Raw genomic sequence first — 16,008 nt, forward strand, 5'->3', positions numbered from 1 at the left:
CTCCAGCCGTTCCCTGGCGCCGAAAAACTAACAGCGCTAGTTTGGGGCCGGGACGGCATCCGTCCGTACGACGCACGGCTACGGCGGCAGGCACAGCAAGCCCGGGAGGAACAGCCATGAAGGCGCATGACGGGATGTACATCGGCGGGGAGTGGCGGCCCGCCGCGGGCCGGGACACGATCGCGGTCGTGAATCCGGCGGACGAGCAGGTCATCGGTCACGTCCCGGCGGGCACCGCCGAGGACGTCGACGCCGCGGTACGCGCCGCACGCGCCGCGTTCCCCGGCTGGGCGGCCACCCCGCCCGCCGAGCGCGCCGCACGGATCGCCGCCCTGCGCGACGCGCTGGCCGCCCGCAAGGACGAGATCGCCGAGACCGTCACCGCGGAACTGGGCTCGCCGCTGCCGCTGTCCCAGATGGTGCACGCGGGCGTACCGGTGCTGGTCGCCGGCTCGTACGCCGAACTGGCCGCCTCCTACTCCTTCGAGGATAAGCTGGGCAACTCCACCGTCCTGCTGGAGCCCGTCGGCGTGGTCGGGGCGATCACCCCCTGGAACTACCCGCTCCACCAGATCGTCGCCAAGGTGGCCCCCGCGCTCGCGGCCGGCTGCACCGTCGTGCTCAAGCCGGCCGAGGACACCCCGCTCACCGCCCAGCTCTTCGCCGAGGTCACCCAGGAGGCGGGACTGCCCGCAGGCGTCTTCAACCTGGTCACCGGTCTCGGCCCGGTCGCAGGACAGGCACTCGCCGAGCACGCGGACGTCGACCTCGTCTCCTTCACCGGGTCCACGGCCGTCGGCAGGCGGATCGGCGCCACGGCGGGAGCGGCGGTCAAGCGCGTCGCCCTGGAACTCGGCGGCAAGTCCGCCAACGTCATCCTCCCCGGCGCCGATCTCGCCAAGGCGGTCAACGTCGGCGTCGCCAACGTGATGTCCAACTCGGGCCAGACGTGCAGCGCGTGGACCCGGATGCTGGTCGACGGCGAGCGGTACGAGGAGGCCGTGGCTCTCGCCGTGGCGGCCGTGGCGAAGTACGTACCCGGGGAGCGGGTCGGCCCCGTCGTCAACGCCAAGCAGCAGGCCCGGGTGCGCGGATACATCGAGAAGGGCATCGAGGAAGGCGCCCGCCTCGTCGCAGGAGGACCCGAGGCGCCCAAGGAGCGGGGGTACTACGTCAGCCCCACCGTGTTCGCCGACGTCACCCCCGGTATGACCATCGCGCGCGAGGAGATCTTCGGCCCGGTGCTCTCGATCCTGCGGTACGAGGACGTGGACGACGCCCTGCGGATCGCCAACGACACCGTGTACGGGCTGGCCGGGGCGGTCTGGGCCGCCGACGACGCCGAGGCCGTCGCCTTCGCCCGCCGCATGGACACCGGGCAGGTGGACATCAACGGCGGCCGCTTCAACCCGCTGGCGCCGTTCGGCGGTTACAAGCAGTCCGGAGTGGGGCGCGAGCTCGGCCCGCACGGCCTCGCCGAGTACCTGCAGACCAAGTCCCTCCAGTTCTAGGGCGTGTCCTGCACGTCCCGCCTGCACCGCCCGCGGGCGGGACTGCTTCCAGGACACGCACCGCCCCACCGACCGTCAAGGAGTCTGTTCGTGGTCCGCGCCGCTGTACTGCCCGCCGTCGGAGCTCCCCTGGAGATCACCGACATCGAACTCCCCGAGCCCGGCCCCGGCCAGGTGAACATCTCGCTCGCCGCCGCAGGCGTCTGCCACTCGGACCTGTCCCTGACGAACGGCACCATGCGGCTGCCCGTCCCCGCCGTCCTCGGCCACGAGGGCGCCGGTACCGTCCTGTCCGTCGGTGAAGGGGTGACCGACATCGCCCCCGGTGACGCGGTCGTCCTCAACTGGGCGCCGTCCTGCGGGAACTGCTTCCACTGCGGCATCGGTGAGGTCTGGCTCTGCGCCGACGCGCTGAAGGGCGCGGCCAACGTCCACGCCCGCACGGCCGACGGCACGGAGCTCCACCCGGGGCTGAACGTCGCGGCGTTCGCGCAGGAGACCGTCGTCGCCGCGAACTGCGTGCTGCCCGCCCCGGCCGGCATCCCGCTCACCGACGCCGCGCTGCTCGGCTGCGCGGTCCTGACCGGATACGGCGCGGTGCACCACTCCGCCCGGGTCCGTGAGGGCGAGAGCGTCGTCGTCTTCGGGGTCGGCGGGGTCGGCCTCGCCGTCCTGCAGGCCGCGCGGATCGCCGGGGCATCGAAGATCATCGCGGTCGATGTCTCACCGCAGAAGGAGGAGCTCGCCCGCAAGGCGGGTGCCACCGACTACGTCATCGCCTCCGACACCACCCCGCGCGAGATCCGCAAGCTCACCGGCGGCCAGGGCGCGGACGTAGCCGTGGAGTGCGTGGGGCGGCCCGCCACGATCCGCGGGGCCTGGGAGTCCACCCGCCGCGGCGGCCGCACCACGGTCGTCGGTATCGGCGGCAAGGACCAGGTGGTGTCCTTCAACGCCCTGGAGATCTTCCACTGGGGCCGCTCGCTCACGGGCTGTGTGTACGGGAACAGTGACCCGGCCCGAGACCTTCCGGTGCTCGCCGAACACATCCGCGCCGGACGGTTCGACCTCTCCATGCTGGTGACGGAGCGGATCGCGCTGGACGGCATTCCGGCGGCCTTCGAGAACATGATCGCGGGCAAGGGCGGCCGCGCGCTCGTCGTCTTCTAGGAGCTCCCGGCCGGTGGCCCGGGTCAGGGAACCGGGGCCACCGGCTCCGCCCGGGGCCTGCCATTGAGCCCGGGGACGCTTCGGCAACCTACCGAATGGTTTCCGCTTCGATTCCGAGCAGTTCCGACAGGGCGCGCTCCCCGGCCGGCGTCGCCTTCACCGCGCGGCCGGACCCGATGCGAACGCACCATCCCGCCTCCGTTGCGTGACCGCACAGCACGGCCCCGGCGGCCCCCGCGAGGTGCGGGCGGCGCTCCGTCCAGTCCAGGCACCCCCGTACGAGCGGCCGTCGTCCGTCGGGTTCCAGGACGATTCCCGGCGCCGCGAACCAGTCGAGTCCGTCGTCGGTGAGGGCGAACCCGGTGTCCTGGCGCAGCGGCCCCCGTGCGGTCATCGCGTCCGTGACCGTGATGCCGAGCCGCCCCGCGAGATGGTCGTAGCAGGTGCGTCCCCTGGCCAGGGCGCTGCTGATGCCTGCCGCGCGCAGGGTGCGTGGACGCTCCTCGTCACGCTCGGGAAGGGAGTGGGCGGCCAGCTCCTCGACGAGGCGAGCGTTGCGGCTGCCGGCGAGCCGCACGTAGCGGTGGCGGCCTTGGCGCTCCTGCGTCAGCAGACCGCCCGCGACCAGCTTCCCCAGGTGCTCGCTCGCCGTCGAAGGGGCCACTGCGGCATGCCGGGTCGGCTCGCCCGCCGTCCAGGCGCGGCCGTCGAGCAGGACGAGACAGAAGGCGGCGCGGGTCTCGTCGGCGAGCAGCGAGGCCAGGGCGGCGAGGTGGGACGCGGCCGGACCGTGCGGGGTCTTGCGAGCCATACGGTCCAGGATGCGTCAGCGACCGTTCGGCGAGTGCCGAAGAGTGCCGCTCGGCGCGGTCTGCTCGTACTGCAGCGCGAGCCCGTCCAGCAGGGCCCGCAGGCCTGTCTCGAAGGCTCCCTCGTCGACCTGCTGGCGACGGTCGGCCAGCAGGTGGGCCTGACCGAGGTGGGGGTAGTCGGCGGGGTCGTACGCCGTTTCGTCGTCGACGAATCCGCGGGCGAAGGAGCCGAGCGCCGAGCCGGTGATGAAGTAGCGCATCAGCGCGCCGATGTAGGTCGCCTGGGCGGGGGGCCAGCCGGCCCGGACCATCGCGCCGAAGACGGCGTCGGCGACCCGCAGGCCGGCCGGTCTGCGCCCGGGGCCCTGGGCCAGCACGGGGACGATGTGCGGGTGCGCGGCGAGTGCCGCACGGTAGGAGACGGCCCAGTCGTGCAGGGCGGCCGGCCAGTCGCGGGGGTCGGCCTCCTCGAACATCGACAGGTCGACCTTCGCGGACACGGCGTCGGCCACCGCGTCGAGGATCTCGTCCTTGTTGCGGAAGTGGTTGTAGAGCGAGGGCCCGCTGACCCCCAGCTCCGCCGCGAGCCGACGGGTCGAGACGGCGTCGAGTCCCTCGGCGTCCACGAGCGCGCTCGCCGCCTCGACGATGCGGTCTCTACTCAGGAGGGGCTTGCGCGGTCGGGCCATGCGGCACATAGTAGGCCTGCAAACATAAAACTAGCAGTGCTAATTAAAAGTGGGGTGTCGCAGGATGAACCTGGAGCTGAGCGAGGAGCAGGCAGCCGTCCGGGAGCTCGCCGAGAACTTCGTCGCACGGGAGATCACCCCGCATGTCGTCGAGTGGGACCGTGCCGAGAGCGTCGACAAGTCGATCGTGAAGAAGCTGGGCTCCCTCGGCTTCCTCGGACTGACCGTTCCCGAGGAGTACGGCGGCTCGGGCGGTGACCACCTCGCGTACTGCCTGGTGACCGAGGAGCTCGGGCGCGGCGACTCGTCCGTGCGCGGCATCGTGTCCGTCTCGCTCGGCCTGGTGGCCAAGACCATCGCCTCCTGGGGCAGCGAGGAGCAGAAGCGGCAGTGGCTGCCGAGGCTCACCGCCGGCGAGGCCGTCGGATGCTTCGGCCTCACCGAGCCGGGCACCGGATCCGACGCGGGGAACCTCACGACGAAGGCCGTGCGCGACGGGGGCGACTACGTCGTCAACGGCTCCAAGATGTTCATCACCAACGGCACCTGGGCCGATGTGGTGCTGCTCTTCGCCCGTACCGGGGACGCCCCCGGCCACCGGGGCGTCTCCGCCTTCCTGGTGCCGGCCGACAGCCCCGGCCTGACCCGGCGCACCGTCCACGGCAAACTCGGCCTGCGCGGCCAGGCGACGGCCGAGATCGTGCTGGAGGACGTCCGCGTTCCCGCCGACACGCTCCTGGGGCCGGAGGGCAAGGGCTTCTCCATCGCCATGTCCGCCCTCGCGAAGGGCCGGATGTCGGTCGCGGCCGGCTGTGTCGGCATCGCGCAGGCCGCCCTCGACGCCGCCGTACGGTACGCGGGCGAGCGCGAGCAGTTCGGCAAGTCCATCGCGAGCTACCAGCTCGTCCAGGAGCTGATCAGCGACATCTCCGTGGACGTCGACGCGGCGCGCATGCTGACCTGGCGCGTGGCCGACCTCGTCGACCGCGGCCAGGACTTCGCCACGGCCGCGTCCACGGCGAAGCTCTTCGCCTCCGAGGCGGCCGTCCGCGCAGCCAACAACGCCCTCCAGGTGTTCGGCGGCTACGGGTACATCGACGAGTACCCGGTCGGCAAGCTGGTCAGGGACGCCCGCGTGATGACCCTCTACGAGGGCACCAGCCAGATCCAGAAGCTGATCATCGGCCGCGCGCTGACGGGGGTCTCCGCCTTCTGAGTGCCGGACTGAGTACGAGGACGGATGTGCCGGACGCCGCCGCGCCGGATGCTGTGCGACATGAGTGAGACAACATCGGTCAAGCAGCAGAGCACCGCCGCCTTCTACGGCCAGGCCGTCCTCTCCTTCGGAGTGGCCATGGGCGCGGTGGCCCTCGGCATCTTCTTCCTCGACGCCGACGCCTGGGTGCGGGCCTTCCTCGCCATCGGCGTCCTCTACCTCGTCACTTCGTGCTTCACTCTGGCCAAGGTCATCAGGGACCGTCAGGAGGCGGGGCAGATCATCAGCCGCGTCGACCAGGCCAGGCTGGAGAAGATCCTCGCCGAGCACGACCCCTTCCAGAAGCTCTGACGGTCTCGGTCACCGGCGACCCCTAAGCGCTTGCTCAGGATCGCGGTATGGTGTTCGTCCTGCAGAGGGAGAGGGGCACGTGACCATGAGCACGGCGGAGCAGACCGACGGTGACGAGACGCCGTGGAGTGAGGTCACGCCCGAGGCGGCCCGGCGACTGCTCGTCGCCGCCGTCGAGGCCTTCGCCGAACGTGGGTATCACGCGACCACCACCCGGGACATCGCGGGGCGGGCCGGGATGAGTCCGGCCGCGCTGTACATCCACTACAAGACGAAGGAAGAGCTGCTCCACCGGATCAGCAGGATCGGTCACGACCGGGCCCTGCTCCTCCTGGAGACGGCCGCCGACAGGGACGGCACGGCGACCGAGAGGCTCGCCGGCGCCGTACAGGCCTTCGTCCGCTGGCACGCCGAGCGGCACACCACGGCCCGGGTCGTCCAGTACGAACTCGAGGCCCTCGGCGACGAGCACCGCGTGGAGATCGTCGAGCTGCGCAGGAAGAGCGACGCCGCGGTGCGCCGGATCATCAGCGAGGGCGTTCGGGCGGGGGAGTTCGACGTCCCCGACGTCCCGGGCACCACGCTGGCCGTGCTCTCGCTCTGCATCGATGTGGCCCGCTGGTTCAACGCGCAGGGGAGCCGGACGCCCGACGAGGTCGGCACGCTCTACGCCGACCTCGTCCTGCGGATGGTCGGGGCGCAGAAGTAGCGCACGTGTGCGGGGCGGGCCTCGGGCCAGCCCCGCACACGTGCGCACGGCTCAGAAGTAGAAGCGCGAAACCGCTTCGGCGACACAGGCCGGCTTGTCGCCGCCCTCGCGCTCGATGGTGACGAGGGTGGTCACCTGCACACCGCCGCCCACCTCCTCGACGTTCTTGAGCACACCCGTGGCGCGCAGCCGCGAGCCCACCGGAACGGTCGAAGGGAAGCGGACCTTGTTGCTGCCGTAGTTGATGCCCATCTTCACTCCCTCGACCCGCATGATCTGCGGTACGAATGCGGGCAGCAGCGAGAGCGTCAGATAGCCGTGGGCGATCGTCGTGCCGAAGGGGCCGGCGGCGGCGCGCTCCGGATCCACATGGATCCACTGGTGGTCGCCGGTGGCCTCGGCGAACTGGTCGATCCTCTTCTGCTCGATCTCCAGCCACTCGCTGTGCCCGAGCTCCTCGCCCACCCCGTCCCGCAGCTCCTGTGCGGACGTGAAGATCTTCGGCTCTGCCATGTTCCTGGTCCCTGCCTTCCGGCTGTCTGCCGTCGTCCCCGAACGAATGTCTAAGCGCTTGCTCAGCATGGTTGGGCGGTGCGTCCCTGTCAACGACGGACCGGCCAGGTTTTCGAAGCGGGCGGCAGGGTTCGAGGCGGGACCAGTAGGGTTCGGGGAGTGCCACAGATCCCGCAGACACTTCACGAACTCACGGTCGGCCAGCTTTCCGCACGCAGCGGCGCCGCCGTATCGGCCCTGCACTTCTACGAGTCCAAGGGCCTGATCACCAGCAGTCGTACCAGCGGCAACCAGCGTCGCTACACCAGGGACGCCCTGCGCCGGGTCGCGTTCGTACGCGCGGCGCAGCGGGTCGGTATCCCGCTCGCCACCATCAGGCAGGCGCTCGCCGAGCTCCCGCAGGAGCGCACGCCGAACCGGGAGGACTGGGCGCGGCTGTCCGAGGCGTGGCGCTCGGAGCTGGATGAACGCATCAAGCAGCTGGGGCGGCTGCGGGACCATCTCACCGACTGCATCGGCTGCGGATGCCTGTCGCTGGAGACGTGTGTGCTGTCCAACCCCGACGACGTGTCCGGCGAACGGATCACGGGGTCGCGCCTGATGCCCGAGCGCAAGGCGGCGGACGGCTCCAAGGCGTCCTAGTGCCTCTCGTTCGGATCAGGCCGGACCCCGCTCCCTGATCCGGCCTGATCCAAACGAAAGACCCTGGCCCTGCCGGCTCCGGACACGGACGACGCGGGGTGCGCGCAGGCGAGCGCCCCCCCGCGCGCTTCAGGCCACCGACGCCAGATCCCTCGGCCGCATCCCCCTGGCCCTGGCCAGTGCTCCCGGGGTCAGGACGGGGCGGGGGACGACGATGCCGCACCCCGTGCAGACCGGGCCCGACCAGGGTTCCCGGTCCAGGTCCTGCCGCCAGACGATGCCGGTCGCCGTGCAGACCGGGCAGGCCACGCCCGGCTCCGCGCTCAGGGCGGCGATCAGGCGCCCCAGTACGTCGGCGAGCGGTGCGGCGGGATGGACCCCCGGGTTGTCGCACGGGGCGATGCCGTTGCCGCCCCAGGTCCTGCGGTGCCAGTCGTCGAACGCGCCCGGCCGACGCAGTCCGTCGTGCTTCTCACGTCGCCGCCGTTCGGCGAACCCCGTCTCGTACGCGAGCCAGACGTCCCGCGCCTCCTCCAGCTCCTCCAGCGCACCGATCAGGCGCACCGGGTCGGGAGCCCGGTCCTCGGGTTCGATCCCGTGCCGGGCACACAGGTGATCCCAGGTGGCCCGGTGGCCGTAAGGGGCGAATCGCTCCAGGCATTTGCGCAGCGAGTACCTCCGCAATGCCAGATCGCCCCGCGGATCGCGGACCTGTCTCGCAAGACTCCGGAAACCGGCCATGACACTGCCACCTCCGTCGGTCGTACTTCGGCGTCAAGGGATGGACGTACGACTGCCCGTTTCGGCTCCATCGAAAGGTGAAAAGTGTCCACTACCTGAGATGGCCCATGTGGGGCGGCGTGGCGACGGGTGTGGTGATTCGGAAAAAGTGACTGATGTTCATCTTACTGACGGGGTGTACCGCCAGTAACCTCCGGCGCATCGGCCATCCGGAGGAGCACGCATGCCCCCACGCACCCGCACGCTCAGAGCCGCCACAGTCGCGGCCGTTCTCGCCCTCGGTACGTCCCTGCTCGCCTCGGCCCCCCAGGCCGGCGCGGCCCAGCCGGAACCCGTCGCTGTCACCGATCACTGCCAGGGACAGTGCGCGGACATCCTGCCACCCGGCGAGAACGGCAACGCCACCCTCGTCGAGATCCTCGGCAACAAGGCGTTCGGCACCCACCCGGCTCACAGCGACGACCAGCTCGACCGCTACGACGGCCTGGTGGCGGGGCATACGAGCCTCACCGACCAGAAACTGACCGACTTCTTCAACGACGCCTCCTTCGGGGTCGCCGCGGACCAGGTCGAGTCCGTCACGAAGCCGCGCGAGGACGTCACCATCACCCGCGACAAGAAGAGCGGCGTTCCGCACATCAAGGGAACCACCCGCTACGGCACCGAGTTCGGCGCCGGGTTCGCGGCGGGGCAGGACCGCCTCTGGCTGATGGACCTCTTCCGGCACATCGGGCGCGGTGAGCTGACCTCGTTCGCCGGGGGAGCGCTCGCCAACCAGGGCCTGGAACAGCAGTTCTGGCCGCAGGCCCCGTACACCGAAGCGGACCTCGAAGCCCAGGTCGAATGGATCAGGACCACCGAGGGCCCACACGGTGAGCAGGCGATGGCCGATGCCCAGGCCTACGTCGACGGCATCAACGCCTACCGGGTGAAGTCGAAGAACGGCCGCTACTTCCCGGGCGAGTACGTCCTCACCGGAAAGATCGACTCGATCACCAACATAGGCGAGATCCAGCCGTTCAAACTGACCGACCTGATCTCCATCGCGTCGGTCGTCGGCGGACAGTTCGGCGGGGGAGGAGGCGGCGAGGTGCAGGCCGCGCTCTCGCTGCTCGCCGCCCAGCAGAAGTACGGCGTCGAGGAGGGGACCAGGGTCTGGGAGTCGTTCCGCCAGCGCAACGACCCCGAGGCCGTCCTCACCGTCCACGACGGCACCTCGTTCCCGTACGCGGGCAAGCCCGACCAGGCCCGCGGCGCCGCCCTTCCCGATGCGGGCTCCGTCACACCCGAACCCCTGATCCACGACCGCACGGGCTCGGCGGGCACCGGCGCGAAGGCCCCGGTCAAGGCGCCGGCCGCCCTCAAGCCGCTGCAGGGCATGTACGACGACGGCGTCATCCCGGAGGGATCGCTCCCCGGAACCGGCGGCGGCGCCCAGAAGCGCGGCATGTCCAACGCCCTCCTCGTGTCCGGCAAGCACACCGCGAGCGGCAACCCGATCGCCGTCATGGGCCCCCAGACCGGCTACTTCGCCCCCCAGCTGATGATGCTCCAGGAGCTCCAGGGGCCCGGCATCAGCGCCCGCGGCGTCTCGTTCGCCGGCGTCGGCATGTACATCCAGATGGGCCGCGGCCAGGACTACGCCTGGAGCGCCACATCGGCCGCCCAGGACATCACCGACACGTACGCCGTCGAGCTCTGCGAACCGGACGGCTCCACGCCCTCCAAGGACTCCACGCACTACCGCAACGACGGCGCCTGCACCCCCATGGAGAAGCTGGAGCGCACCAACTCCTGGAAGCCCACGGTCGCCGACTCCACCGCCAAGGGCTCCTACCGGATGCAGGTGTGGCGCACGGACTACGGCATCGTCACCCACCGCGCCACGGTGGGCGGAAAACCGGTCGCGTACACCTCGCTGCGCACCACCTACCGCCACGAAGCCGACTCGATCATCGGCTTCCAGCTCTTCAACGACCCGGCGTACATCACCGACGCGGCCTCGTTCCAGCAGGCGGCCAGTCACATCGACTACGCCTTCAACTGGTTCTACGCGGACTCGCGCACCGCGGCCTTCTACAACAGCGGTATGAACCCCGTGCGCGCGGCCGGAGTCGACCCGGCGCTGCCGGTCAAGGCCGAGAAGGCGTACGAGTGGCAGGGCTACGACCCGGCCGCCAACACCACCGACTACACGCCGTTCGCCGAGCACCCGCAGTCCAGCGGCCAGGACTACTACATCTCCTGGAACAACCGCCAGGCCAAGGACTACGCCACCGCCGCGTTCGGCTTCGGCGCGGTGCACCGGGGCGACCTGCTCGACGACCGGGTGGCGGAACTGGTCGACGACGGCGGAGTGACCCGCGCCTCCCTCACCCGCGCCATGGCGGAGGCCGCCGTCACGGACCTGCGGGGCGAGCAGCTGCTGCCCGAGCTCCTGAAGGTGCTGCGCTCCCAGCCGGTCACCGATCCCGCGCTCAACGCGGTGGTGCAGCAGCTGGACTCATGGCGCGCGGCGGGATCGCAGCGCAAGGAGACCGGTCCGGGATCGCACACCTACACGCACGCGGACGCGGTACGGATCATGGATGCCTGGTGGCCGAAACTCATCGAGGCGGAATTCCGGCCCGGTCTGGGTGACGGCCTCTACACGGCGCTCACCGCGAACCTGGCCACGGACGAGTCGCCGGCCGCGAGCCACGGGCCGAGCGGGGCGCACAGCGGTTCCGCGTTCCAGTACGGCTGGTGGGGCTTCGCCGACAAGGACCTGCGACAGGTCCTCGGACAGCCCGTCAAGGGACCGCTGGCGAAGACGTACTGCGGCAACGGCGACCTGAGCACCTGCCGCCAGGCGCTGCTCGCCACGCTGAAGCAGGCGGCTGCCGAGCCCGCGACGGCGGTCTACCCCGGGGACGACAGCTGCGGGGCGGGCGAGCAGTGGTGCACCGACGCGATCGTCCACCGCGCGCTCGGCGGGATCACGCACAAGACGATCCACTGGCAGAACCGGCCGACGTACCAGCAGGTCGTGGAGTTCCCCTCCCACCGCTGACCTGGACTCCTCGAACGCCGGACGGGCATGTCGAGCCCGTCCGGCGGTCGAGGACGAGGCAGGTGCCTTCGGCACTCACCGGTACTGGAGGTACCTCTTGCGCTTGGCCCGGAACGCCGCCAGATCGGCGTTCCACGCCCCCACCACCTCATCGGTGTCCGCACCGGCGTCGATCATCGTGCGGACCCGGGTGTTGCCCGTGAGCTTGTCGATCCAGTTGTCCGGGCGCCACGCGAACCCGCTCCACGTCCGCTTCGCCGTCACCAGCAGCGCGATGCCGGTACGCACCGGGTCGAAGACCTCCCGGTCCTGGACGTGCACCTGGACCCCGCCCACCGTCTTCCCCTGGAACTTGGAGAACGTCGGCGCGAAGTAGGCCTCACGGAAGGCCACCCCGGGCAGCTCCAGCGCGTTCGCCGCCGCCGCCCACCGGTAGTCGATCCCCTCCGCCCCGAGCAGTTCGAACGGCCGGGTCGTGCCGCGGCCCTCGGACAGGTTCGTGCCCTCGAACAGGCACGTCCCCGAGTAGACCAGCGCCGTCTCCGGCGTCGGCATGTTGGGGCTCGGCGGCACCCACGGCAGCCCCGTCACGTCGAAGAAGTCCGAACGCCGCCACCCCGACATCTTCACGATGTCCAGCTCCGCCGGCCGCGCCGCCAGGAACTCCCCGTTGAAGAGCAGCGCCAGCTCGGCGACCGTCATCCCGTGCGCCTGCGAGATCTCCCTGCGCCCCACGAACGTCGCGAAGGCCGGGTCGAGCACAGGCCCCAGCGCCGCCCGCCCGGTCACCGGGTTCGGCCGGTCGAGGACCACGAACCGCTTGCCGGCGAGGGCCGCCGCCTCCATGCAGTCGTACAGGGTCCAGATGTAGGTGTAGAAGCGGGCGCCCGCGTCCTGGATGTCGAAGACGACCGTGTCCACGCCGGAAGCCGTGAAGACGTCCGCGAGCGGTTGCCCGCTCTTGAGGTAGGTGTCGTAGACCGGCAGCCCCGTCGCCGGGTCGTCGTAGCGTCCCTCGGAGCCACCGGCCTGCGCGGTCCCCCGGAAGCCGTGCTCCGGTCCGAAGACAGCGGTCAGATTCACCCGCTCGTCCGGGTGCATCACATCGACGATGTGCCGTACGTCCGCTGTGATCCCGGTCGGATTGGTGACGACACCGACCTTCTCGCCCGCCAGAAGCCGGTACCCGTCGGCGGCCAGCCGTTCGAAGCCGGTACGGACCCCGGCGCGCCCGGCACCGTGCCCCCGGCCTGCGGCCGAGGCCGTGCCGGGCCCCGCCGCGGTGGCCGCGACGGCACCCATCGCTCCGCCGACGGCGAGCAAACCACGTCTGGACAGGGTCATTCCGCTACCTCCATGATCGCGCCGACTGTCATGGCCACGCACGCTAGCGCGGGCGCGGGCCGCTCGGAACGGCTCTGACTGGGCAGATTCCCAGTCCTGCCCGGGACCCCTTCCCTGATCACATACCGACTGGTTAGTCTGCCGGGGAAGACGGCTGAGAGAGGCGGGACCGATGAGTACGGTGCAGGGCGCTGGCGTAGTGGTGACCGGAGCCGGAGGCGGCATCGGAGCCGCTCTGGCCCGCAGATTCGCCGCGGAGGGTGCACGGGTCGTCGTCAACGATCTCGACATCGACCGGATCAAGGCGCTCGCCGAAGAGATCGGCGCGACCGCCGTCGCAGGTGACGCCTCGGGGATCGTGGACGCGGCCCGGGACGCACTGGACGGCACGGTGGACATCTACTGCGCCAACGCGGGCCTGGCATCCGGCGGCGACGTCTTCGCCGACGAGGACGTCTGGGCGGCGGCCTGGGACGTCAACGTGATGTCCCACGTCCGCGCGGCAAAGGCGCTGCTGCCGGACTGGCTGGAGCGCGGCAGCGGCCGTTTCGTCTCCACCGCCTCCGCGGCCGGTCTGCTCACGATGATCGGCGCGGCCCCGTACAGCGTCACCAAGCACGGCGCGGTGGCCTTCGCCGAGTGGCTCGCGCTCACCTACCGCCACCGCGGCATCAAGGTCCACACGATCTGCCCGCAGGGCGTGCGCACGGACATGCTCACCGCCGCGGGCTCCGCGGGCGATCTCGTACTCGCCCCCACCGCGATCGAGCCGGAGGCCGTCGCCGAGGCCCTGTTCGACGCCATGGAGCAGGACCGCTTCCTGGTCCTGCCGCACCCGGAGGTGGCCGGGTACTACCGCGCCCGCGCCAAGGACCCCGACCACTGGATCGGCAGCATGAACCACCTGCAGCAGAAGTGGGAGGAGGCCGGCGCATGACCGAGTCGATCTACGCGGCAAAGCCCTGGACCGCCCTGCTCAGCGAGGCCCAGCGGGCCCCCGTCCACCCGGCCGAGACCCTGGTGCACGCCTTCCGCGCCGCTGTCGGGCGGGCTCCGGAGCACCCGGCCCTCGCCTACTTCGACGGCCGGCTCGGCTACCGCGAGACCGATGAGCTCTCCGACTCCGTGGCCGGACACCTCGCCGCCGAAGGGCTGCGGCGCGGCGACCGTGTGGCGATCATGCTGCAGAACACCCCGCACTTCGTCCTCGCGCTGCTGGGCGCCTGGAAGGCCGGCGCGACCGTCGTCCCGCTGAACCCGATGTACAAGTCCGGCGAGGTCGGCCACGTACTGAAGGACGCGGCGGTGACCGCGCTGATCTGCTCGGACCGGGCCTGGGAGTCCTACCTGCGGGACGCCGCCGAGGCCGCGCCCGACGTGAAGATCGCCGTCACCGCCTGCGAGCGCGACCTGCAGACGGCCGACGACCCCCGGGTGCTCGGCTTCGAGCGGCTCCCCGCCCCCGGCCCCGACGACTGGGCGGCGGACCTGGTGGCCGTGGCCCGCCGGGGCCTCGCCGCCCCCGAGGGCCGCGAGCTCACCGCCGCCGACGTGGCGCTGATCAGCTACACCTCCGGGACGAGCGGCACCCCCAAGGGCGCCATGAACTCCCACGGCAACATCATGGTCAACGCGGAGCGGCAGCGGACCGGCCACCCCATCGCCGAGGGCGCCGCCTACTTCGCGCTGGCTCCGCTCTTCCACATCACCGGCATGGTGTGCCAGCTCGCCGCCTGCGTCGCCAACGCGGGCACCCTGGTCCTCGCCTACCGCTTCGAGGCGAGCGTCGTCCTGGAGGCCTTCGCCGAGCACCGCCCCGCCTACACCGTCGGCCCCTCGACCGCCTTCATGGCACTCGCCGCGCACCCCGGGGCCACCCGCGAGCACTTCGCCTCCTTCAAGGTGATCTCCTCGGGCGGTGCGCCGCTGCCGCCCGCGCTCGTGGAGAAGTTCCGCGACGGCTTCGGCCCGTACATCCGCAACGGCTACGGCCTCACCGAGTGCACGGCGCCCTGCGCCGCCGTACCGCCGGAGCACGAGGCACCCGTCGATCCGGTGTCCGGGACCCTGTCCGTCGGTGTTCCCGGACCCGACACGCTGGTCAGGATCATCGACGAGAACGGCGACGACGTCCCCCTCGGCGAACAGGGCGAGATAGCCGTACGCGGGCCGCAGGTCGTCTCCGGCTACTGGAACCTCCCCGAGGCGACCGAGGCCGCCTTCCCCGGCGGGGAACTGCGCACCGGCGACATCGGCTTCATGGACGCGGCCGGCTGGCTCTACGTCGTCGACCGCAAGAAGGACATGATCAACGCCTCCGGCTTCAAGGTCTGGCCCCGTGAGGTGGAGGACGTCCTCTACACCCACCCCGCGGTACGAGAGGCGGCCGTCGTGGGCGTCCCCGACACCTACCGCGGGGAGACCGTCCGGGCCTACGTCAGCCTGCGTCCGGGGGCCGAGACGGAGCCCGGCGAACTGAGCGCGTACTGCAAGGAAAGGCTCGCCGCGTACAAGTACCCGCGCGAAGTGGAGATCCTGACGGAACTCCCGAAGACCGCAAGTGGGAAGATCCTCAGGCGGGAACTGCGTTCCCCCCGGTAGAACACCTCACGCACAGACGAAAGGGCAGGTGGCGGCAATGGCCAAGGCGACGGACGGGGACGGTACGCCCGTTCCTCAACGGCTGCTGGCCGCCGCCACCCGGCTCTTCGCCGAGCGCGGCTACGACCGCACCTCGGTCCAGGAGATCGTCGAGGCGGCGGGCGTCACCAAGGGCGCCCTCTACCACTACTTCGGATCCAAGGAGGACCTCCTCCAGGAGGTCTACGCCAGGGTGCTGCGGCTCCAGCAGGAGCGGCTCGACGCGTACGCGAACGCCGAGGCGCCGATCGAGCAGCGGCTGCGCGACGCGGCGGCGGACGTGGTCGTCACGACCATCGAGAACCTCGACGACGCCGCGATCTTCTTCCGCTCGATGCACCACCTGAGCCCGGAGAAGAACAAGCAGGTGCGGATGGAGAGGCGCCGCTACCACGAGGGCTTCCGGGCGCTCGTCGAGGAGGGGCAGCGCAGCGGGGTGTTCTCCTCGGCGACCCCGGCCGACCTGGTGGTCGACTACCACTTCGGTTCGGTCCACCACCTGTCCACGTGGTACAGCCCGGACGGCCCCCTCAGCCAGCAGGAGGTCGCCGACCACCTGGCCGACCTGCTGCTGAGGGCACTGCGCCCCTGACGGCCGGAGCCACCGGACGCGCCTTG

General features: G+C 70.9%; 15 protein-coding genes. 10 read left to right on the forward strand and 5 right to left on the reverse strand.

Annotation, left to right across the window (positions count from 1 at the left end; all coding sequences use genetic code 11):
• Window positions 1-116 precede the first annotated feature (116 nt).
• Window positions 117-1,511 carry an aldehyde dehydrogenase family protein gene (locus tag OG844_RS38165; RefSeq protein WP_406388973.1) on the forward strand — a complete coding sequence of 465 codons (1,395 nt, stop codon included), beginning with the start codon at window positions 117-119 and terminating at the stop codon, window positions 1,509-1,511.
• Between the two features lie 90 nt (window positions 1,512-1,601).
• Window positions 1,602-2,681 (forward strand): Zn-dependent alcohol dehydrogenase, encoded by a 1,080-nt coding sequence (locus OG844_RS38170; protein ID WP_406388971.1) that lies wholly within the window; start codon window positions 1,602-1,604, stop codon window positions 2,679-2,681.
• 88 nt (window positions 2,682-2,769) lie between these two features.
• On the opposite strand, the gene OG844_RS38175 is transcribed toward OG844_RS38170, so the two are convergent.
• Both OG844_RS38175 and OG844_RS38180 read right to left on the reverse strand, forming a co-directional pair.
• Window positions 2,770-3,492 carry an ArsR/SmtB family transcription factor gene (locus OG844_RS38175; protein WP_406388969.1) on the reverse strand — a complete coding sequence of 241 codons (723 nt, stop codon included), beginning with the start codon at window positions 3,490-3,492 and terminating at the stop codon, window positions 2,770-2,772.
• Between the two features lie 15 nt (window positions 3,493-3,507).
• Window positions 3,508-4,182, reverse strand: coding sequence for a TetR/AcrR family transcriptional regulator (locus OG844_RS38180; protein ID WP_406388967.1), 675 nt, complete (start codon window positions 4,180-4,182; stop codon window positions 3,508-3,510).
• A gap of 64 nt (window positions 4,183-4,246) precedes the next feature.
• Between OG844_RS38180 and OG844_RS38185 the strand changes: the two genes are divergently transcribed.
• The 3 genes from OG844_RS38185 (at window position 4,247) to OG844_RS38195 (ending at window position 6,458) form a co-directional block, all read left to right on the forward strand.
• The gene (locus OG844_RS38185; protein ID WP_406388965.1) at window positions 4,247-5,398 is read left to right on the forward strand and encodes an acyl-CoA dehydrogenase family protein; all 1,152 of its coding nucleotides are present in this window, start codon (window positions 4,247-4,249) and stop codon (window positions 5,396-5,398) included.
• 60 nt (window positions 5,399-5,458) lie between these two features.
• Window positions 5,459-5,749, forward strand: coding sequence for a YiaA/YiaB family inner membrane protein (locus tag OG844_RS38190; protein ID WP_329212709.1), 291 nt, complete (start codon window positions 5,459-5,461; stop codon window positions 5,747-5,749).
• Window positions 5,750-5,834: 85 nt separating this feature from the next.
• Window positions 5,835-6,458, forward strand: a complete 624-nt coding sequence (locus OG844_RS38195; protein WP_356416091.1) for a TetR/AcrR family transcriptional regulator — start codon at window positions 5,835-5,837, stop codon at window positions 6,456-6,458.
• 51 nt (window positions 6,459-6,509) lie between these two features.
• Here the strand turns inward: OG844_RS38195 and OG844_RS38200 are convergent, their stop codons facing one another.
• Window positions 6,510-6,971, reverse strand: coding sequence for a MaoC family dehydratase (locus OG844_RS38200; protein ID WP_406388962.1), 462 nt, complete (start codon window positions 6,969-6,971; stop codon window positions 6,510-6,512).
• 159 nt (window positions 6,972-7,130) lie between these two features.
• On the opposite strand from OG844_RS38200, the gene soxR reads away from it, so the two are divergent.
• Window positions 7,131-7,613 carry a redox-sensitive transcriptional activator SoxR gene (soxR, locus tag OG844_RS38205; RefSeq protein ID WP_406388960.1) on the forward strand — a complete coding sequence of 161 codons (483 nt, stop codon included), beginning with the start codon at window positions 7,131-7,133 and terminating at the stop codon, window positions 7,611-7,613.
• A 129-nt stretch (window positions 7,614-7,742) separates the two neighbouring features.
• On the opposite strand, the gene OG844_RS38210 is transcribed toward soxR, so the two are convergent.
• A complete protein-coding gene (locus OG844_RS38210; RefSeq protein ID WP_406388959.1) occupies window positions 7,743-8,354 on the reverse strand; it encodes a hypothetical protein in 612 nt (203 codons plus the stop codon).
• 223 nt (window positions 8,355-8,577) lie between these two features.
• Between OG844_RS38210 and OG844_RS38215 the strand changes: the two genes are divergently transcribed.
• Window positions 8,578-11,406: a penicillin acylase family protein gene (locus OG844_RS38215; RefSeq protein ID WP_406388958.1), complete on the forward strand. Its 2,829-nt coding sequence runs from the start codon at window positions 8,578-8,580 to the stop codon at window positions 11,404-11,406.
• 75 nt (window positions 11,407-11,481) lie between these two features.
• On the opposite strand, the gene OG844_RS38220 is transcribed toward OG844_RS38215, so the two are convergent.
• Complete coding sequence (locus OG844_RS38220) at window positions 11,482-12,750, reverse strand: exo-beta-N-acetylmuramidase NamZ domain-containing protein (RefSeq protein ID WP_406388956.1); 1,269 nt, start codon at window positions 12,748-12,750, stop codon at window positions 11,482-11,484.
• 172 nt (window positions 12,751-12,922) lie between these two features.
• Between OG844_RS38220 and OG844_RS38225 the strand changes: the two genes are divergently transcribed.
• Genes OG844_RS38225 through OG844_RS38235 form a run of 3 tightly spaced genes read left to right on the forward strand, consistent with a single transcriptional unit; the run spans window position 12,923 to window position 15,982 of the window.
• Window positions 12,923-13,687 (forward strand): SDR family oxidoreductase, encoded by a 765-nt coding sequence (locus OG844_RS38225; protein ID WP_406388955.1) that lies wholly within the window; start codon window positions 12,923-12,925, stop codon window positions 13,685-13,687.
• Window positions 13,684-15,351, forward strand: coding sequence for an AMP-binding protein (locus OG844_RS38230; RefSeq protein WP_406388954.1), 1,668 nt, complete (start codon window positions 13,684-13,686; stop codon window positions 15,349-15,351). Before OG844_RS38225 ends, OG844_RS38230 begins: the two co-directional genes overlap by 4 nt.
• Before the next feature lie 37 nt (window positions 15,352-15,388).
• The gene (locus tag OG844_RS38235) at window positions 15,389-15,982 is read left to right on the forward strand and encodes a TetR/AcrR family transcriptional regulator (RefSeq protein WP_406388953.1); all 594 of its coding nucleotides are present in this window, start codon (window positions 15,389-15,391) and stop codon (window positions 15,980-15,982) included.
• Window positions 15,983-16,008 lie beyond the last annotated feature (26 nt).

The organism is Streptomyces sp. NBC_00887 (assembly GCF_045207585.1).